At 73.3% G+C, this 16,737-nt stretch carries 20 protein-coding genes and 1 pseudogene; 11 read left to right on the top strand and 10 right to left on the bottom strand.

What is annotated here, in order from left to right; all coding sequences use genetic code 11:
* The first annotated feature begins 79 nt into the window (after positions 1-79).
* Positions 80-997: an SGNH/GDSL hydrolase family protein gene (locus ACZ6A9_RS19475; protein WP_468987062.1), complete on the top strand. Its 918-nt coding sequence runs from the start codon at positions 80-82 to the stop codon at positions 995-997.
* A gap of 56 nt (positions 998-1,053) precedes the next feature.
* Positions 1,054-1,942, top strand: a pseudogene (locus tag ACZ6A9_RS19470) (aminoglycoside phosphotransferase family protein); the annotation flags it as partial.
* A 28-nt stretch (positions 1,943-1,970) separates the two neighbouring features.
* Here ACZ6A9_RS19470 and ACZ6A9_RS19465 read toward each other — a convergent pair.
* Complete coding sequence (locus ACZ6A9_RS19465) at positions 1,971-2,453, bottom strand: VOC family protein (protein ID WP_468987060.1); 483 nt, start codon at positions 2,451-2,453, stop codon at positions 1,971-1,973.
* A gap of 217 nt (positions 2,454-2,670) precedes the next feature.
* Here ACZ6A9_RS19465 and ACZ6A9_RS19460 point away from each other — a divergent pair, with 217 nt between their 5' ends.
* Together ACZ6A9_RS19460 and ACZ6A9_RS19455 are read left to right on the top strand one after the other, a co-directional pair.
* Positions 2,671-3,327, top strand: coding sequence for an ATP-dependent Clp protease proteolytic subunit (locus tag ACZ6A9_RS19460; protein ID WP_468987056.1), 657 nt, complete (start codon positions 2,671-2,673; stop codon positions 3,325-3,327).
* Positions 3,327-3,929, top strand: a complete 603-nt coding sequence (locus tag ACZ6A9_RS19455) for a ClpP family protease (RefSeq protein WP_468987055.1) — start codon at positions 3,327-3,329, stop codon at positions 3,927-3,929. Before ACZ6A9_RS19460 ends, ACZ6A9_RS19455 begins: the two co-directional genes overlap by 1 nt.
* A 14-nt stretch (positions 3,930-3,943) precedes the next feature.
* Here ACZ6A9_RS19455 and ACZ6A9_RS19450 read toward each other — a convergent pair whose 3' ends face one another.
* Positions 3,944-4,333, bottom strand: coding sequence for a helix-turn-helix domain-containing protein (locus tag ACZ6A9_RS19450; RefSeq protein ID WP_468987053.1), 390 nt, complete (start codon positions 4,331-4,333; stop codon positions 3,944-3,946).
* A 276-nt stretch (positions 4,334-4,609) separates the two neighbouring features.
* On the opposite strand from ACZ6A9_RS19450, the gene ACZ6A9_RS19445 reads away from it, so the two are divergent.
* Positions 4,610-5,494, top strand: coding sequence for a SigB/SigF/SigG family RNA polymerase sigma factor (locus tag ACZ6A9_RS19445; RefSeq protein WP_468987235.1), 885 nt, complete (start codon positions 4,610-4,612; stop codon positions 5,492-5,494).
* A gap of 18 nt (positions 5,495-5,512) precedes the next feature.
* Here the strand turns inward: ACZ6A9_RS19445 and ACZ6A9_RS19440 are convergent, their stop codons facing one another.
* Entirely contained in the window at positions 5,513-5,968 is a 456-nt protein-coding gene (locus ACZ6A9_RS19440) for an ATP-binding protein (RefSeq protein ID WP_468987051.1), read from the bottom strand.
* Positions 5,969-6,114: 146 nt separating this feature from the next.
* Here ACZ6A9_RS19440 and ACZ6A9_RS19435 point away from each other — a divergent pair, with 146 nt between their 5' ends.
* From ACZ6A9_RS19435 to ACZ6A9_RS19425, 3 genes are read left to right on the top strand one after another with little or no spacing between them, the layout of a single operon-like run.
* Positions 6,115-6,699: a PRC-barrel domain-containing protein gene (locus ACZ6A9_RS19435; protein ID WP_468987048.1), complete on the top strand. Its 585-nt coding sequence runs from the start codon at positions 6,115-6,117 to the stop codon at positions 6,697-6,699.
* On the top strand, positions 6,696-7,130 hold the full coding sequence (locus tag ACZ6A9_RS19430; RefSeq protein WP_468987045.1) for a PRC-barrel domain-containing protein: 435 nt from the start codon (positions 6,696-6,698) through the stop codon (positions 7,128-7,130). Before ACZ6A9_RS19435 ends, ACZ6A9_RS19430 begins: the two co-directional genes overlap by 4 nt.
* Before the next feature lie 58 nt (positions 7,131-7,188).
* Positions 7,189-8,457: a streptophobe family protein gene (locus ACZ6A9_RS19425; protein ID WP_468987043.1), complete on the top strand. Its 1,269-nt coding sequence runs from the start codon at positions 7,189-7,191 to the stop codon at positions 8,455-8,457.
* Positions 8,458-8,526: 69 nt separating this feature from the next.
* Here ACZ6A9_RS19425 and ACZ6A9_RS19420 read toward each other — a convergent pair whose 3' ends face one another.
* On the bottom strand, positions 8,527-8,937 hold the full coding sequence (locus ACZ6A9_RS19420) for a hypothetical protein (protein ID WP_468987041.1): 411 nt from the start codon (positions 8,935-8,937) through the stop codon (positions 8,527-8,529).
* A gap of 323 nt (positions 8,938-9,260) precedes the next feature.
* Between ACZ6A9_RS19420 and ACZ6A9_RS19415 the strand changes: the two genes are divergently transcribed.
* Entirely contained in the window at positions 9,261-9,644 is a 384-nt protein-coding gene (locus ACZ6A9_RS19415; RefSeq protein WP_468987039.1) for a nuclear transport factor 2 family protein, read from the top strand.
* A gap of 21 nt (positions 9,645-9,665) precedes the next feature.
* Here ACZ6A9_RS19415 and mgrA read toward each other — a convergent pair whose 3' ends face one another.
* Positions 9,666-10,658, bottom strand: a complete 993-nt coding sequence (mgrA, locus tag ACZ6A9_RS19410) for an L-glyceraldehyde 3-phosphate reductase (RefSeq protein WP_468987036.1) — start codon at positions 10,656-10,658, stop codon at positions 9,666-9,668.
* Positions 10,659-10,787: 129 nt separating this feature from the next.
* On the opposite strand from mgrA, the gene ACZ6A9_RS19405 reads away from it, so the two are divergent.
* Together ACZ6A9_RS19405 and ACZ6A9_RS19400 are read left to right on the top strand one after the other, a co-directional pair.
* A complete protein-coding gene (locus tag ACZ6A9_RS19405; RefSeq protein ID WP_468987034.1) occupies positions 10,788-11,672 on the top strand; it encodes a LysR family transcriptional regulator in 885 nt (294 codons plus the stop codon).
* A gap of 27 nt (positions 11,673-11,699) precedes the next feature.
* A complete protein-coding gene (locus tag ACZ6A9_RS19400) occupies positions 11,700-12,215 on the top strand; it encodes a mycothiol transferase (RefSeq protein ID WP_468987032.1) in 516 nt (171 codons plus the stop codon).
* Here ACZ6A9_RS19400 and ACZ6A9_RS19395 read toward each other — a convergent pair.
* The 5 genes from ACZ6A9_RS19395 to ACZ6A9_RS19375 all read right to left on the bottom strand — a co-directional run bounded on the left by ACZ6A9_RS19395 (position 12,179) and on the right by ACZ6A9_RS19375 (position 16,603).
* Positions 12,179-13,276 carry an adenosine deaminase gene (locus ACZ6A9_RS19395; RefSeq protein ID WP_468987029.1) on the bottom strand — a complete coding sequence of 366 codons (1,098 nt, stop codon included), beginning with the start codon at positions 13,274-13,276 and terminating at the stop codon, positions 12,179-12,181. The two genes, ACZ6A9_RS19400 and ACZ6A9_RS19395, sit on opposite strands and share 37 nt — an antisense overlap.
* A 46-nt stretch (positions 13,277-13,322) precedes the next feature.
* Positions 13,323-13,715, bottom strand: a complete 393-nt coding sequence (locus ACZ6A9_RS19390; RefSeq protein ID WP_468987026.1) for a VOC family protein — start codon at positions 13,713-13,715, stop codon at positions 13,323-13,325.
* Positions 13,716-13,823: 108 nt separating this feature from the next.
* Positions 13,824-15,194: a phospholipase gene (locus ACZ6A9_RS19385; protein WP_468987024.1), complete on the bottom strand. Its 1,371-nt coding sequence runs from the start codon at positions 15,192-15,194 to the stop codon at positions 13,824-13,826.
* A gap of 98 nt (positions 15,195-15,292) precedes the next feature.
* A complete protein-coding gene (locus tag ACZ6A9_RS19380; protein ID WP_468987017.1) occupies positions 15,293-16,192 on the bottom strand; it encodes a glycoside hydrolase family 19 protein in 900 nt (299 codons plus the stop codon).
* A gap of 231 nt (positions 16,193-16,423) precedes the next feature.
* Positions 16,424-16,603 (bottom strand): hypothetical protein, encoded by a 180-nt coding sequence (locus ACZ6A9_RS19375; protein ID WP_468987015.1) that lies wholly within the window; start codon positions 16,601-16,603, stop codon positions 16,424-16,426.
* Positions 16,604-16,737 lie beyond the last annotated feature (134 nt).

Raw genomic sequence — 16,737 nt, 5'->3', positions numbered from 1 at the left:
GGCCGGAACTGTGTCTTCCCCACGGGCCCCGGTTGTGCTTGCCTGGGGGCCGTTTCGCCGGCCGGGGGGATGCCGCCGTATGCGCAAGCCGTGGTTCGTGTCCGTGGTGCTCGCCGCCGCTCTGCTCGGCGCGTGCACCGATCCGTCGTCCGGGCCGGAGGACCTGCCCGCACCGGCGGTCTCTCCCAGGCCGTCGGCCTCGGCCACCACGCAGCCGGCACCTGCCGTCTCCGCCCCGCCCGCGGCCGCGGCCGCGCCCACCGTGCTGTACCTGGGCGACTCCCTGGCGATGGAGAACCAGGAGGTGCTCGGCGAGGAGCTGCGTGGACAGCTGCGGGCCGACTACACGGGCGCCCCCTACTCGGGCACCACCGTCTGCGACTACCTGGAGGGGACGGCCGACCGGTCCCTGGTGCCGGCGTCCGACAAGGCGGCGGCACTGGTGCGCGAGCTGCGGCCGGACTACGTGGTGCTGCAGTTCTGGGGCAACTCCTGGGGCTACACGCCGTGCATGGGCGGCATCACCTACGACGGCTCGCGGGACCGGTACCTCGAGCGGTACGCGGCCGACGTGCGGCGCCTGACCGACCAGATCCGCTCGGCGGGCGGGAAGAACGGCCCGCGGATCGTCTGGGTGCTGCAGGGCCCGGACCCGGTCTCTCCCGACCGGGTGCGCCGGGTGAACACGCTCTACGAGCGGCGTGCGGCCGGCTCCGGCGACCTCGTCGCCGACGCGGGCGGGACGGTGAGCCCGGCGGGGGCCCGGTACACCTGGACGCAGTACGTGCCGTGCGACGCCTACGAGCGGGCCCACCCGGACCACTGCACCGAGCCCGGACGGGACCGGACGGCCCTGCACCTCGACGACGACCCCTTGCACTTCTGCCTGGCGCCCACGACGTCCGAGCCCAGGCCGTGCCCGGTCCCCTCCCCCGGCATCCGGCGCATCGCCCGGGAGATCACCCGGGTGATCGCCGAGGACGTCCGCGCCGGCTGAGCGGACCGGCGAAAACCGCTCGACACGCGGCCGCGGCAAGCACGGTGACGGGCGGCATGTGTGCCCTGAGGATGCGGTCCGACGAGGTGGAGACCGACGCCCCGCTGGTACGCCGGCTGGTCGCGGGCCGTTTCCCGCAGTGGGCCGGGCTGCCGGTGCGCCGGCTGCGTTCCTCGGGGACCGAGAACGCGATGTTCCGGCTCGGTGCGGACCTGGTCGTGCGGCTGCCCCGGTATCCCGGCGCCGTCGGCGGCGTGGCGCACGAGCAGCGCCGGCTGCCCCGGCCGGCGCCGCGGCTGCCGTTCGCGTCGCCGGAGCCGCTGGGCCGGGGCGAGGCCGGTCACGGGTTCCCCTGGCCGTGGTCGGTGTACCGCTGGCCGGACGGCGTCAACCCGGTCGCGGGAGAGGTGGAGGATCCGGACGCGCTCGCCCGGGACCTCGCCGTGTACGTCAGCGCGCTGCGCGCGATCGACACGGCTCAGGCGCCGGCCTGCTCCCGCGGCGTGCCCCTCGCCACCCGGGACGCGTCGACGCGCGAGGCGGTCGCGCGTCTTGCCGGGCGGGTCGACCCAGGGGGCGGTGACCCGGTCGTGGGAGGAGTCGCTGACGGTCCCGGAGCACGGCGGGGCGCCGGTGTGGGCGCACGGTGACCTGTCACCGGGGAACGTGCCGGCCGACGGCGGCCGGCTCAGCGCCGTCATCGACTACGGATGCGCCGGAGTGGGCGATCCGGCGGTCGACCTGATCGTCGCCTGGAACCTGCTGCCCGCCGGGGCGCGGGGCGCCTTCCGCGAGGCGGTGGGCGCCGACGACGCGCAGTGGGCACGCGGGCGGGGCCGGGCCCTGTCGGTCTCGCTGATCCAGCTGCCGTACCACTGGGGCACCAACCCGGCGCTCGCGGCGAACGCCCGCCACACGGTCAGGGAGATCCTGACCGAACGCGGGCACCGACGTTCCCGCCCTCCCCCGGACCTCACTCGCCCGCGTACGCCTGCTCCAGGGCGGCGATGTCCAGCTTGCCCATCGTCATCATGGCCTTCATGGCGCGGTCGGCCTTCTGCCGGTCGGGGTCGCTGATCATCTCGGTCAGCCGCACGGCGTTGACCTGCCAGGAGACGCCGAACCGGTCCTTGAGCCAGCCGCAGGGACCGTGTGCACCGCCGCCCTCGACGAGCTTTTCCCAGTAGTGGTCGACCTCCGCCTGGTCGGCGCAGTCCAGCTGGAAGGAGATCGCCTCGCTGAAGGTGAACTGGGGTCCGCCGTTCAGCGCGACGAACTTCTGGCCGTTGGCCGTGAACTCGACCGTGAGCACGGAGCCCTCGGCGCCGGGCGCGGCGCCGGTGTTGCGGACGACCTCACCGAGCTTCGCGTTCTCGAAGACCGATACGTAGAAGTTCGCCGCCTCCTCGGCCTGGCCGTCGAACCAGAGACACGTGGTGAATCCGTCGGTGTTCATGAGTACCTCCCGGAAGCGTGGAACGCGGTCACCAGTGTCGACCGGTCGGGACCGCGGAACTCATCGGTGCACCGGCGACCGGGTGGCGGGGAGGGCTCTGCCCGTGGCGAATCTGCCACGGGCAGAGTTCTTCCCGCTCGCCGTCCCGGCCGGTCGACAGTGGGAGGCACGCGGCCGTCCCGGCCGCGTCGTCGACCAGCGACCACCAGGAGCGCCCATGTACCCACGCACCGCCGTCCCCCGGCCGGCCCCGCTGCCCCGGGCCGCGGAGGGCGACACCCCGCCGACGCCGTACGACGACCACCTCGCCGCCCAGCTGCTCGCGCAGCGGATCGTGCTGCTCGGCACCCAGGTCGACGAGGTCTCCGCGAACCGGGTCTGCGCGCAGCTGCTGATCCTGTCCGCCGAGGATCCCCGCACCGACATCAGCCTGTACATCAACAGCCCCGGCGGCTCGGTGCACGCGGGGCTGGCCATCTACGACACCATGCGGCTGATCCCCAACGACGTCTCCACGCTGGCGATGGGCTTCGCGGCGAGCATGGGCCAGTTCCTGCTCTGCGTCGGCACGCCCGGCAAGCGGTACGCCCTGCCGAACGCGCGCGTCATGATGCACCAGCCGTCGGGCGGTATCGGAGGCACCACCGCCGACATCGAGATCCAGGCGGAGAACCTGGAGTTCACCAAGCGGACCGTCGAGCGGATCACCGCCGAGCACACGGGGCAGAGCGCGCAGACCATCTCCCGTGACGGCGACCGGGACCGCTGGTTCACCGCCGAACAGGCCAGGGAGTACGGGATGGTGGACCGGGTGGTGGAGTCGCTGGACGACGTCCGTCCGGCCGCCGCGCGGCAGAGGGCGGGGTTGCGGTGATGGGCTCCTACACGATCCCGCACGTCGTCGAGCGCACCCCGCAGGGCGAGCGGTCCTACGACGTGTTCAGCCGGCTGCTGTCCGAGCGGATCATCTTCCTCGGGACCGACATCGACGACGGCGTCGCCAACGTCGTCATCGCCCAGCTGCTCCACCTGGAGTCGGCGGCCCCGGAGAGCGAGATCGCGGTCTACATCAACTCCCCCGGCGGCTCCTTCACCTCCCTCATGGCGATCTACGACACGATGACGTTCGTCCGGGCCCCGGTCTCGACGTTCTGTGTCGGTCAGGCGGCCTCCACGGCCGCCGTGCTGCTGGCCGGCGGGGATCCGGGACGGCGGTTCGTGCTGGAGCACGCGCGGGTGCTGCTCGGGCAGCCGGCCGCGGACGGGGCCCGCGGCACGGCGTCCGACCTGTCGCTGCGGGCCAAGGAGATGGTGCGGATCCGGTCCCAGGTGGAGGAGGTGCTGTCCCGGCACACCGGGCACGAGGTGGCGACGCTGCGGGCGGACATGGACCGCGACAAGGTGTTCACCGCCGGGGAGGCCGTCGCCTACGGCCTCGCCGACGAGGTGCTGACCCGGCGCCTGGTGGGGGTGTAGGCGCCGGGTACGGGTCAGGCGGCCAGGCAGAGTCCGTCGTACGGCGTGGAGGCGGGCACGCCGCGCGCGGCGGGGGATCGGCCGGCGGTGACGCGGACCAGCTCGCCGTGGGCCAGGGACAGCAGGTCGCCGAGTCCGAGACCGAGGGCGTGGGCGGCGGCCGCGAGGACCTCCGAGGATGCCTCCTTGCGGCCCCGTTCGACCTCCGAGAGGTACGGCACGGAGATCCGGGCCTCGTCGGCGACGTCCTTCAGCGTGCGCTTCTGGGCGAGCCGCGCCCTGCGGAGCACGTCGCCGACGAGGTCGCGCCACAGCGGCTCCCTGGGCGGGCGTGCCGGAGCGGGCCGGGCCGGCTGGGGTCGAAGGGGTATGACGCGGGCGTGGTGCGGCGCTTGACTGGTCATCCGCTCAGCCTAGGAAGTACGGCCCGCGGCGGAAGGGAGCGGCGTTCCGCCCTGAGTGAAGTCGGTCCGGGCCAAGTCGGTCCGGGCGGCTCGGCCCGGCGTGCCGGGTCACGCTGCCCCGCGCGCCCCTTCGGCGTACCCTCGGAAGCGAGACGGGAACGACCGGTGCGCATCACGCTTGCGAGTCGCTCGGAAACGTGGTGTGCATGGGTCGGTGTGAGCTGGGTACTCGCGAGGCTCAGGCGCATGGCAGCCGTGACGTTCGTGGGAGAGGGAATGAGGACCGCCGTGATCCGGTCGCAGGCACAGGTAGTCGATGAGCGCACCGAAGCCGGGACGGGTGGCGGCGACCTGCGGCATGTCGATCCCCGGGCCGTCGCCCCGCGCGATGCGCGGCAGCTGTCCCGGCAGTTCTTCCACCGGCTGGCGGAGCTGGAGGAGGGGACGCGCGAGTACCAGTACGCGCGCAACACCCTCATCGAGATGAACATGTCCCTCGTGCGGTTCGCGGCCGGGCGGTTCCGCGGCCGGGGCGACGACATGGACGACGTCGTGCAGACCGGGATGATCGGTTTGATCAAGGCGATCGACCGGTTCGAGCTGTCCCGTGAGGTGGAGTTCACCTCCTTCGCGCTGCCGTACATCGTGGGCGAGATCAAGCGGTTCTTCCGTGACACCACCTGGGCCGTGCACGTGCCCCGGCGGCTCCAGGAGCTGCGGGTCGAGCTGGCCAAGGCCCGCGAGGAGCTCGCGAGCCGGCTGGACCGGGAGCCCACGGTCGCCGAGCTGGCCACCCTGATGAACATCACCGAGCGGCAGGTCGTCGAGGGGCAGATCGCCGCGAACGGCTACAACTCGTCGTCGCTGGACGCCGCCCTCACCGGTGACGGCCCTGAGCACGGCGAGTCGGTCCTCGCCGACTTCATCGGGGTCGAGGAGGAGGGCCTGCGGCTCGTCGAGGACTTCCACACGCTCGCCCCCCTCATGGCCGAGCTCAGCGACCGCGACCGCGAGATCATTCACCTGCGGTTCGTGGAGGAGGCCACCCAGGCGGAGATCGGTGAGCGCCTGGGCTGCTCGCAGATGCACGTCTCCCGTCTGATCAAGCGGATCATCGCCCGCCTGCGCGAGGGAATGCTGGGCGAGCTCGGCTGCGCCTGACGGGGCGGGCCGGGATGGTCAGCCGGCGTCGAGGGTCAGCACGGCGCGTACGCACTTGCCGACCGGCACGCGTTCCACCGCGACGTCCCGCGCCAGCGCCTGGACGATCTCCAGTCCGTGCCGTCCGACCCGCTCGGGGTTGCGCGGGAAGACGCGGGGCAGGGTGGCGCTGCTGTCGTAGACGGCCACGGTGACCGAGCTGTCCGTCCCCTCCAGTTCCAGGATGTACGGGCCTTCGCTGTGCCGGTCCGCGTTGGTGACCAGTTCGCTGACGACCAGCAGCACCGCGCCGTCCGACCGTGTGCCGATCGTGGCGCACCACTCGGTCCTGAGCTGTTGCAGGAACGTCGCGGCGAAAGCCCGCGCCTGAGCGATGCATCCCGGCTCGCCGGTGAAGTGTGCGGCCCGTCGAAGCGGCTCCACGGGTACGTCGAAACCAGTCGGTATCACTGCCCCGTCCAAGTGATAGGTCATGCGCGTTCTCTCTGCGTAGCCGGCCCGGCCGGACGATCTGCACCAGTCCTGGTACCCCGACTCCGGCGCCGCAGTCCACCTGATCGGTGTTCGGTCCCGCCCCGTGGGGAACCCGTGTTCCGCCAGGTCCGGCGGGAGGGTGTGCCATGCACGATCTGACGGCGGTGCGGAGCCTGGCGACGCTGCCCGTGGTGACCCTGGGCGGCGACGCCGTGGCCCATGTGAAGGACACGGTCTTCGACCCCTCGGCCGGGCGGATCGCGAGCTTCACGCTGACCGGGAGGACCCTGCTGTCGGGGCCCCTGCCGCGGGACCTGCCCTGGCCGGCGGTGCATTGTCTGGGCCGCGACGCGGTGATGGTGCGTGACGCGGGGGCGCTGTGCGACCTGCCGTTGTCGGTGGTGCGCCGCGACACGGTGCGCGGGCGGCTGCTCGGGGCCCGGGTGCTGACCGACGAGGGCGAGACGGTGGGGACGGTGCTCGACGTCCTGGTCGAGGGCGGCACCAGCGGCCGGCTCGTCGCGTTCCGGCTGGCGGCCCAGCGTGACCTGGTGCACGGCTCCCGGCACCGGCGGCACCGGGTGTACGTGCCGCGGGGCGAGGTCCTGAGCGTCAGCGGACGGACGCTGGTGATCCCGGCGCACGCGACGGCGTACGTCAGCGACGACCTGCCGGCCTTCACCGCCCGCGTCGGTGCCCACCACGCCCGCGCGAGGGGTGCGGCGCGATGATGCTGTTCTCCCGGGTGCGGGGGCTGCCTGTGCTGACTCCGGGCGACGCGGGCCGGGTCGGCGTCGTGCGGGCGCTGACCGTCGGCGGGGCGCCGTGGCGCGTGACGTCCGTCCGGATAGCGCGCGGGCGGCTGCGCAGGGACGCGGTGGTGCCGTGGAGCACGCTGGGCGCCACCGGACCGGACCTGCTGATCGCCCGCTCGGGCTGCGGAGCCGGGCCGGCCCCGGCCGACCACGAACTGGTGGGCAGCCGCGTGCTCACGGAGTGCGGTGAGGAGCGCGGCACGGTGCTCGACGCGGCGTTCGATCCGGTCACCGCCCGCATCGAGGCGGTCCTGACGACCTCCGGCGAGCTGCCGTCCGACCGAATGCTGGGTCTCGGGGACCACGCCCTGGTCGTCCGGACCGGGCCGCGCCGGCCGCCGGACTGAGGCGCGCGGACGGACCTCCCGGCAGGCGGCACCGGCCCGCGCTGCTTAGCGTGCAGAGGTGAGCGCACGCACCTCTTCCGGCCCGTTGGTCTCCCGCCACGGCTGGGCGCACGCCCTGGTCACGGTCCTCGGCGCACTGGCCGCCATGGGCGCGGTGGCCGCGCTCGGGCTGTGGGCGGCCGGTGCCGCGGACCTTCCGGGTGGCGCCTTCCCCCAGGTGCTCGCGGCGACCCTGGTGACGGCCGTCGGCGGCACGGTGCGCCTGTCCGGGGACGCCGGGGGACTGGCCGGCACGGAGGGCGGTCTGGCCGTCATCCCGCTGTCCGTCACCCTCACCGGGGCGCTGGTCGTCGGCTGGGGGTTCCTGCGTCCGCTGCGTCACCGGACGGTCGCCGGAGCGCCGGGGCTGGGCGGGTGGGCGGCGCGGATCGCCGTGCTGTGGCTGCTCGGGCTCGCCGGCCTGGCGCTCGCCGCACGTCACACCTTCGAGATCCCGCTCGGCGAAGGGCCGCTCGGGGACCTCGGTGAGCTGTTCGGGATCAGGCCGGTGGTCGGCTTCGCCGCCGACGTGCCGCTGACCGTCCTGATCGGTCTGGTGTGGCTGGCGGGGGTGCTGCTGGTGGCGTTGACGGTGTCCCGCGGCGCGCCGCTGCCGGCGGGGCTGCTGCGCTCGCAGGCGTCGGTGCGTCCCGCGGTGGTCGCGATGGTGCGGCTGCTGCTCGCCGCCGTCGTGGTGGCCCTGGTCGTGGCGCTGGTGGTGGCCGCCACCCGGGGCCGTCCGGTCGAGACGTTCGCCGTGATCCTGCTCGGGCTGCCCAACGTGGCCTGGCTCGCGCTGACCGTCGGGCTGGGTGCCACCTGGGACGGCAGGGTGGAGGGGCCGTTCGGGCTGCCGATGCCGCAGGTCCTGGACGAGGTGCTGCGGAGCCCGGACCTCTCGGAGCTGAATCTGGGCACCCTCGTCGAGCAGGACGGGGCGAAGTGGTGGTGGCTGCTGGTGGTGGACGCGGTGCTGCTGCTGGCCGCCGCGTTCGTGATGGCGGCCCTGTCCCCCGCCGGTGTCAGGGTGTGGCAGCACGCGGTGCGCCTGGCGGTGGCCCTGGCGCTCACGGTGCTGATGATCTGCCTCATGGCTCGCATCTCCGCGCGGATCGGCCTGTCCGTGCTGGGCATCGGTGATCCGGGCGAGGGGTTCTCCGGGGAGGTCGTCCTGGCGCCGCGGTTGTGGAGTGCCCTGGGGCTGGCCCTGCTGTGGGGGCTGGCCGCCGGGTTCGCGGGGGCGGCGGCGGCGCGCGCGGTCCGGCGGGGCGGCGGTACGGACCGCTGACCGCTCCCCGGCGGTGCGGGCCGGGCCGGCGTGCGACCGGGGCGCGCAGCGGCGGGGCCGGGGCCCGTCTCAGGCGACCGGGACGCCGAGTGCGCGGGCGGCGCGCTGCATGCGCAGGGCGTCCACGGATTCGGCCAGCAACTCGTACTCGGTGGTGTCGTCCCCCGTGGCCAGCCGCACCAGGCGACCGGCGGCGAGCGCCTCGGCCACCTCCTCCTGCCGCACCACGTCACCGCACCAGGCACGCAGCACGGCGGGCACGTCGGGCACGCCGTCGGGGACGGGGACGAGCGCGCCCGGAGGTAAGCGCTCGGCGTCGGGGCACGGGTCGAGCCGCTCGGCGATCCAGGAGGCACGGTCGCGCAGCCACCACAGGGCCAGGGCCAGGGTGGGCGCGCGGTAGGTGCCCAGGGGCACGCCGATGCGCCGTCCGTCGCAGACTCCGTAGGCCGTGACGTGGCACAGGAATTCGTCGTGCACGTTCCCTCCCCCGCTGCGTCGCGGGCCTGCCGGTACGGGCCGGCTGCCCGCCCTGGGGCTCGCGTGCTGTGCGTGAGGGCGCCGTCGCGCGGTGTGAAGCGCTCTCCTTGTCGAGTATGTTCACGGCTGAATCACTGTCACCATGGGTTTCCGGCCAGTCTCCTGGCATATTCACGGCCATGTCTGGCCGAAACGGTTCGGCCCGTGGCCGACGGTGCGCATGACCTCGCGGGTAATCGACCGCGGCCACCGGCCGGGGGCAGTGTGTGCGTACCGGGTCACCGGGACCCGGTACGCACACCACGATCCCAGGGGGCATCTCCATGAGCGCGCACACCCACGATCACGACGCCGTCGTCGCCCGCTACTTCGAGGCCTGGAACGCCGACGGCGACGAGGCACGCGCCAAGGCGGTCGCCGAGGCGTGGACGGCCGACGGCCGCTACACCGACCCGGTGTCCGACGCCACCGGCCACGAGGCGGTCACGGCGGTGATCACCTCCGCACGGCAGCAGTTCCCCGGGTTCGCCTTCCGGCTCCTCGGCGCCGTCGACGGGCACCACGACACCGCGCGTTTCTCCTGGGAGTTGGTGAGCGAGGCGGACGGTTCGGCCCCGGTCGCCGGATCCGATGTGATCACTTTCGACTCCGGGGGCCGGATCCGTGCCGTGTACGGCTTCCTGGACCGGGTGCCCGAGGGGGCCTGAATCCGGCCGCGCGGGCCGTGACTACTGCTTCACGACCGCGTCGATGCGGGACAGCTCGTCCTCGGTGAAGTCGAGGTTGCGGGTGGCGGCCACGCTGTCCTCGAGCTGCTCCGGGCTGCTCGCGCCGACCAGCGCGGAGGTCAGCCGGCCGCCGCGCAGCACCCAGGCCAGGGCCATCTGAGCCAGCGTCTGACCGCGGGACCCGGCGATCTCGTCGAGCGACCGCAGCCGTTCCACCAGTTCTCCGGTGACGGCGTCGGTGTTCAGGAAGGGGCTGTCGCTCGCGGCCCGGGAGTCCTCGGGGATGCCGTCGAGGTAACGGGCGGTGAGCAGGCCCTGCTCCAGCGGGGAGTAGGCGATGGAGCCGGCCCCGAGTTCGTCCAGGGCGTCCATCAGCCCCTCGTCCTCCGGGCGGCGGTCGAGCATCGAGTAGCGGGGCTGGTTGATCAGCAGCGGGGTTCCCAGTTCGCCGAGGATGCGGGCCGCCTCGCGGGTCTGCTCCGCCGAGTAGTTGGACACGCCGACGTAGAGCGCCTTGCCCTGCTGGACCGCCGTGTGCAGGGCGCCCATCGTCTCCTCCAGCGGAGTCTCCGGGTCGAAGCGGTGCGAGTAGAAGATGTCGACGTGGTCCAGGCCCATCCGGCTCAGGCTCTGGTCCAGCGAGGACAGCAGGTACTTGCGCGAGCCCCATTCGCCGTAGGGGCCCGGCCACATCAGGTAGCCGGCCTTGGTGGAGATCACCAGCTCGTCGCGGTACGGCGCGAAGTCGGCCCGCAGCGCCTCGCCGAGGGCGGACTCGGCCGCGCCGGGCGGCGGCCCGTAGTTGTTGGCCAGGTCGAAGTGGGTGACGCCCAGGTCGAAGGCGCGGCGCAGGATGGCGCGCTGGGTCCCGGCCGGACGGTCGGGTCCGAAGTTGTGCCACAGGCCGAGCGAGAGCGCGGGGAGCTTCAGGCCGCTGCGTCCGGAGCGCCGGTAGGGCATGTCCGCGTAACGGTCGGGGTGTGCGGTGTACAACGGGACTCCAGGGGGGGTTGGCACACGTCTCGGCGGTTCCGGCGAACCGCCTGTCCCACTCTGTCGTGGCCTGCGGGCAGTGGTCCAACAGAAGAATCCGATGATATTCAGCGGATACGCTTCTCAATCATGGAACTGCGTCACCTCCAGCACTTCGTGGCCGTCGCCGAGGACCAGCACTTCACCCGCGCGGCGGAACGGCTGATGGTCTCCCAGTCGGGCCTGTCCGCCTCCATCCGCACCCTGGAGCGCGAGCTGCGGGCGCCGCTGTTCGTCCGGACGACCCGCAGGGTGACGCTCACCGAGGCCGGGCGGGCGCTGCTGGCGGAGGCGGAGCGGATCCTGGCACAGGTGCGGGCCGCGCACGAGGCGGTGGCGGCGGTGCAGGGCGTCCTGCGCGGCACCCTGGCCCTGGGTACGGAGCAGTGCATCGCCGGGGTGGACGTGGCGGAACTGCTCGCCGCGTTCCGGCGGCGGCACCCCGATGTGGAGATCCGGCTGCGCCAGTGGGGCTCGGCCGCGCTGGCCGAGGAGGTCGCGGCGGGCCGGCTGGACCTGGCCTTCGCCTACCGGACGGAGGCGGACCCTGAGCAGCTGCGGTCGGTGCCCCTGACCAGCGAGCCGATGACCGTGCTGTGCCACCCCGGCCACCGGCTCGCCCGGGCCGCGGCGCCGGTGACCCCGCGGGACCTGGCCGGCGAGGTGTTCGTCGACTTCCATCCCGACTGGGGTCCGCGCCGCGCCACCGACGCCGCCTTCGCCGCCGCGGGCGTACGGCGCACGGTGGCGCTGGAGGTGAACGACGTGCACAGCCTGCTCGACCTGGTCGACGAGGACCTCGGCGTCGCCGTCGTGCCGCGGCACTTCCGGCACAAGCGCGAGGCCCTCACCGCGCTCCCGCTGAAGGACACCGACGAGGCCGCGTACGAGACGGTCGCCCTGGTGCCCTCCCCGCGGGCGGCCAGCCCGGCGGCGCGGGCCCTGATGGCCCTGCTGGACGGCGGGGGCGCGTGAGGCGCCCGGATGCGCGAGGGTGGGGGCATGCATGCCAAGGACATCCTCATCGACGGCTTCGGCCGCGTCCGGGAAGAGGTCCACGCCGCCGTCGGTGACCTCGGCCCCGACGAGCTGAACGCCCGCCCCGGCCCCGGCGCCAACTCCGTGGCCTGGCTGGTGTGGCACCTCACCCGGGTCCAGGACGATCACCTCGCCGACGCCTTCGGCCACGAGCAGGTGTGGCTCTCCGAGGGCTGGGAGAAGCGCCTCGGGCTCGGCCTGCCCCGCCACGACACCGGGTACGGGCACACCTCCGCGAAGGTCGCCAAGGTGCGGGTCGATTCCGGTGACCTGCTGACCGGCTACCACGACGCGGTGCACGAGCGGACCCTGGCCGCGCTGCGCGCCCTGGCCGCCAAGGACCTGGAGCGCGTGGTCGACGAGCGCTGGGACCCCCCGGTGACACTGGGCGTCCGGCTGGTGAGCGTCCTGTCCGACGACCTCCAGCACGTCGGACAGGCCGCCTACGCCCGGGGGCTGGTCCGAAGCGCCGCGTCGTAGCCCGGCAGGATCACGTCCCGGATGAGGGCCTTGCGCTCGTCGAACGGGAGGAAGGCGCTCTTCACCGCGTTCACGGTGACGGTCCGCAGGTCCTCGACGCCCCAGCCGGCCTCGTCGACCAGCAGGGACATCTCGCGGGTCATGCTGGTGCCCGAGACGAGACGGTTGTCGGTGTTGACGGTGACCCGGAAGCCGAGGTCCTTCAGCGCGGTGACCGGGTGTGCGGCGATCGAGGTGGCGGCGCCGGTCTGGAGGTTGGAGGTGGGGCACATCTCCAGCGCGATCCGGCGGTCGCGGATCCAGGCGGCGACACGGCCGAGCTTGCCGGCCGCGAGGTCGGCGATGTCCTCGGTGATGCGCACCCCGTGCCCGATGCGCTGGGCGCCGCACACCTGGACCGCCTGGTGGATGCTGGGCAGTCCGTGGGCCTCGCCGGCGTGGATGGTGAACGGCACGTTCGCGCGGCGCAGGTGCTCGAAGGCGGCGAGGTGGTCGGCCGGCGGGAAGCCGTCCTCGGCGCCGGCGATGTCGAAGCCGACGACGCCGGCGTCCCGGAAGGCGACGGCGAGGTCCGCGGCCTCGCGGACGCGGTCGAACATCCGCATGCCGCAGAGCAGGGTGCCCACCCGGACGGGCGTCCCGGCGGCGGCCGCCTTGGCCATGCCGGCGGCGAGACCTTCCTGGACGGCCTCCACGACCTCGCTCATCGTCAGCCCGCCCCGGGTGTTCAGCTCGGGGGCGTAGCGCACCTCGCCGTAGACGACGCCGTCCGCGGCGAGGTCGAGGACGTACTCCTCGGCGGTGCGCAGCAGGCCCTCGCGGGTCTGCATCACGGCGAGGGTGTGCTCGAAGGTGGCTATGTAGCGCACCAGGTCGCCGGAGTTCGCGGCCTCGACGTACCAGGCGGCGAGCTCGTCGGGGTCGGTGGTGGGCAGGGTGTGGCCGGCCGCCCGCGCGAGTTCCACCACGGTGGCGGGGCGCAGTCCGCCGTCGAGGTGGTCGTGCAGGACGGCCTTGGGGAGGCGTCGGATCACAGCGGTGTCTACGCGCGTAGCGGTCATGGCGGGGACCTTCCTTGAGCGGGCGGTTCGAAGCGGCGGGAGAGGGTCAGGCGGCGGGCTGGAGCAGGTCCCAGCGGTTGCCGTACAGGTCCTGGAAGACGGCGACCGAGCCGTAGGGCTCGTGGCGCGGTTCCTCCAGGAAGGTCACGCCGGCGGCGGTCATCCGCGCGTGGTCGCGGGCGAAGTCGTCGGTGTGCAGGAAGAAGCCCACGCGCCCGCCGGTCTGGTCGCCGACCCTGGCCCGCTGGGCCTCCCCCCGGGCACGGGCGAGCAGCAGGGCCGTCCCGGTGTGTCCGGCATCCGGTTCGACGACCACCCAGCGGCCGCCGTCCGGCCGGGGCGCGTCCTCGGCGAGCCGGAACCCGAGGGCGCCGGTGAAGAAGCGGACCGCCTCGTCGTAGTCGTCGACGACGAGGGTGACCAGGGGGATGCGTCTCATCGTGACCTCTCGCAGGTGGGATTGACCGGAGAGGTTATACGTAAAACCACCGGCTGCGCCAATCCCGTTCCGGGACCGGTTCCCCCGGAACGGGATGCGGCCGGCCGGCTACGGATACACGTACGTGTCGAGGGCGGCGACGGCGGAGGCGGGGCCACCCAGGTCGTAGCGGTCCACGGCGAGGTAGGTGGGCTTCTTGCGGGCGGCCGGCTGACAGAAGCGACGGGCCCGGTCGGCGAGCTTGGCGTTGTCGGTGACGGCCGTGGAGGCGACGGCGGCGTCGCGGAAGTGGTTCATGACGAACAGGGGGCGGAAGCCGGGCTCGGTGCGGGTCAGCGGGATGTCGGTGCCCGCGTCGTACCAGCGGCTGTAGCAGGACCAGTCGGAGGTGCCCACGCCCGGCCCCATGGACCAGTGGTTCTCGACCGTCCACTCCCGCTGGTACATGACGCCGAAGGTGTCCCGGGTCAGACCCGCCGCCCGGTCGGCGGCGCGGCTGTGGTCGGTGAAGATCAGCAGCCGCTGCCCCGCGGCGGCCAGTTCGCCCATGGTCGGCCAGCCGTTCTCGCGGACGCCGGTGCGGTCCGGCCGGTACAGCACCTCCGACAGCCCCTGGACACGGGCGAGTTCGGCGCGCAGCACGCCCGGGTCGACGTAGTCCTCCAGGAAGACGGTGACGAACTGGTCGGGCCGGGCGCGCAGGAAGTCCACCATGCGCTGGAGGTCGACCCACAGGGCGACGGGTCTGCGGACGAGGGCGCAGCTGTTGTGGCAGAGGATCGCGCCGTCCGGGGTCTGGTGGATGTCCAGCATGAAACCGCGTACTCCGTCGGCGAGTTGACGTTCGATGCCGCGGCTCTGGTTGGGGAAGAGGTCGACGAGGGGCGGGGCGAAGCCGCCGTCGACACCGTTGGCGTAGGCGTTGTGGGCGGTGAGGAAGGTGACCTGGTCCAGGGTGCGCTGCTCCCGCGGCGGCGCGGGCCGGGTCACCGGGTCGGCCGGGGTCAGGTACCAGTCGGCGAGGCCGCCGGTGGCGGTGGCGACGGCGAGCGGGGCGGGGTGGTTGGCGCCGGAGGGCTTCGGGGCGACGGTGAGGCGGTGGGCGGTGCCGGGGACGGTGAGCGTGAACCGGTCGGCGCCGGCGGGGGCGATCTCCCAGCGCGCCTCCGGGCTCGCGCACGGGACGGTCCGGGCCCGGTCGCCGGTCCGGCCGAGGCAGGTGCCGGGGCTGTCGGTGTTCTCCAGGGTGCCGTCGGGGCTGAGGTTCCACTGCTGGCGGTCCTCGTCGCCGCGCGGCCGGTGCTGTTCGACCGCGCCCGAACGGTCGGCGGCGTTGAGTCCGGTGGTGGCGCTCTGGACGTAGTAGGTGCCGGGTGGCGGGACGGCGTCGGCGGCCAGGCCGGGCGCCGGTGCCGCGACCGTCGCGGCCAGCGCGGCGGCCGAGACGGTCGTGGCGAGCAGGGCGTGGGGGGTGCGCATGGTGGGTGCCCTTCGTCCGGGCACGGCCGGGCGCGCGCGAGGTGCGCCACGGCCGTACGGATGGTCAGGGGCATGACACCATGACGCACGGTCCCGCGTCAGCAGTACAGGTTGCCGCCGGGTGTCGTACCGAGGAGCTGGGTGAACTGCTGGTACTTGGTCACCCGGCTCTGCACCTGCGCCGGGTTCTTCCCGTCGCACTCCACCCAGCCGTTGATCGCACGGATCGTGTGACCGAATCCGGCCTGGTCGACCATGGCGCTGTGCGCGGTCATCGAACCGGGACCGGTCTGGGTGTTCCAGTACCACAGGGCCGTCTTCCAGGCGACGGCGGAGTCGTTCTGCACCAGCCAGGGGTTGTTCAGCAGGTCGATGCCGAGCGCGTCGCCCGCGGCCTTGTAGTTGTAGTTCCAGCTCAGCTGCACCGGCCCGCGGCCGTAGTACGCGGCCTGGCCTGCCGGACAGCCGAACGGCCGTCCCCAGTCGCAGTAGTGCGGGTAGTTGGCGGTGTTCTGCTCCACGATGTGCACCAGGCCGCCGGTCTCGTGGTGGACGTTGGCCAGGAAGGCGGCGGCTTCCTGCTTCTTCACCGTGTCGCTGCCGGTGTTGGCGAAGCCGGGGTAGGCGTTCAGCGCGGCGACGAGCCCGCTGTAGCTGTAGAAGCCGTTCCGGTTCGGGAACATCTGGTTGAACTGCGCCTCGGTCACGACGAAGTTCCCGACGGGCGTGCCGGGCCCGTCGTCGCACGCGTAGGGCTCCCAGTACCAGGTGCTGATGACCGGGTCGTAGCCCGGATTGGCGTGCTCGGCGATGTACGCCCGGCCGTCGGTGTAGCGCACGACGTCTCCGGCGTTGTACCACGTCCCGGCCACCCAGTCGGGGTAGCCGGAGCACGCGGCGGCGGGGGCGGCGGACGCGGTGGCGGCGGGGAGGAGCACGGGGGCGCTGCCGGCGAGGACGAGGGCGGCGGTCACGGCGGCGATGCGGCGTCTCGACAAGGGGTCAACTCCTTCGCGGGACACGGCCGCCGCCGGACGAGGACGAGCCCGGCCGGATTCCGTGCGTGCGCGCCGCGGGGCCGGGCGCGGCGTGGGGGCGGCCGTGGTGGGGGTGTCGAGCACACTCAACCGCTTTGGTCTGTACCAGTCAAGGGTAGAGACCAGTGATCATGCCGGGGCCCGGTGACTCCCTGGGGAGTCACCGGGCACCGGCGGGTCCGGCGGGCGGGGTCAGCCGCCCTCTTCGGACGGGACCACCACGAGGAAGGCGTCCGACTCCAGATCCATGACGACCGTGGCGGGCTCGCCCGAGGCGCGGTGCCGGGCCGCGCACTCCTCGGCGGGCCAGGATCCGCGGGGGGATCCTGCGGGGAACCGCTCCAGCACCTTCGCTTCCGTCACGGCTGTCATGTCGGTGGACACCTCCTGTCGGCCCGCGGGCCGGGGACCTGCCCGGCGCCGCCCTTCGTCCGTGGGGTGCGTTTGCCCCGGATCGCGAGGGACATGTACGGGCCGACGCGCACGTGTCCCGGCTCCGTCCGCGG

Source organism: Streptomyces sp. NPDC041124, from assembly GCF_055592385.1.
This window is presented reverse-complemented; position numbering and strand designations above follow the sequence as displayed.

Excerpts from the sequence above, each read along its gene's own strand:
- ACZ6A9_RS19455 (WP_468987055.1), top strand. The coding sequence starts at position 3,327 with ATGGGCTCCTACACGATCCCGCACGTCGTCGAGCGCACCCCGCAGGGC.
- ACZ6A9_RS19405 (WP_468987034.1), top strand. The coding sequence starts at position 10,788 with ATGGAACTGCGTCACCTCCAGCACTTCGTGGCCGTCGCCGAGGACCAG.
- ACZ6A9_RS19395 (WP_468987029.1), bottom strand. The coding sequence starts at position 13,276 with ATGACCGCTACGCGCGTAGACACCGCTGTGATCCGACGCCTCCCCAAG.
- ACZ6A9_RS19435 (WP_468987048.1), top strand. The coding sequence starts at position 6,115 with ATGCACGATCTGACGGCGGTGCGGAGCCTGGCGACGCTGCCCGTGGTG.
- ACZ6A9_RS19400 (WP_468987032.1), top strand. The coding sequence starts at position 11,700 with ATGCATGCCAAGGACATCCTCATCGACGGCTTCGGCCGCGTCCGGGAA.
- ACZ6A9_RS19440 (WP_468987051.1), bottom strand. The coding sequence starts at position 5,968 with ATGACCTATCACTTGGACGGGGCAGTGATACCGACTGGTTTCGACGTA.
- ACZ6A9_RS19475 (WP_468987062.1), top strand. The coding sequence starts at position 80 with ATGCGCAAGCCGTGGTTCGTGTCCGTGGTGCTCGCCGCCGCTCTGCTC.
- ACZ6A9_RS19390 (WP_468987026.1), bottom strand. The coding sequence starts at position 13,715 with ATGAGACGCATCCCCCTGGTCACCCTCGTCGTCGACGACTACGACGAG.
- ACZ6A9_RS19460 (WP_468987056.1), top strand. The coding sequence starts at position 2,671 with ATGTACCCACGCACCGCCGTCCCCCGGCCGGCCCCGCTGCCCCGGGCC.
- ACZ6A9_RS19415 (WP_468987039.1), top strand. The coding sequence starts at position 9,261 with ATGAGCGCGCACACCCACGATCACGACGCCGTCGTCGCCCGCTACTTC.
- ACZ6A9_RS19445 (WP_468987235.1), top strand. The coding sequence starts at position 4,610 with ATGAGGACCGCCGTGATCCGGTCGCAGGCACAGGTAGTCGATGAGCGC.
- ACZ6A9_RS19450 (WP_468987053.1), bottom strand. The coding sequence starts at position 4,333 with ATGACCAGTCAAGCGCCGCACCACGCCCGCGTCATACCCCTTCGACCC.
- ACZ6A9_RS19375 (WP_468987015.1), bottom strand. The coding sequence starts at position 16,603 with ATGACAGCCGTGACGGAAGCGAAGGTGCTGGAGCGGTTCCCCGCAGGA.
- ACZ6A9_RS19385 (WP_468987024.1), bottom strand. The coding sequence starts at position 15,194 with ATGCGCACCCCCCACGCCCTGCTCGCCACGACCGTCTCGGCCGCCGCG.
- ACZ6A9_RS19465 (WP_468987060.1), bottom strand. The coding sequence starts at position 2,453 with ATGAACACCGACGGATTCACCACGTGTCTCTGGTTCGACGGCCAGGCC.
- ACZ6A9_RS19430 (WP_468987045.1), top strand. The coding sequence starts at position 6,696 with ATGATGCTGTTCTCCCGGGTGCGGGGGCTGCCTGTGCTGACTCCGGGC.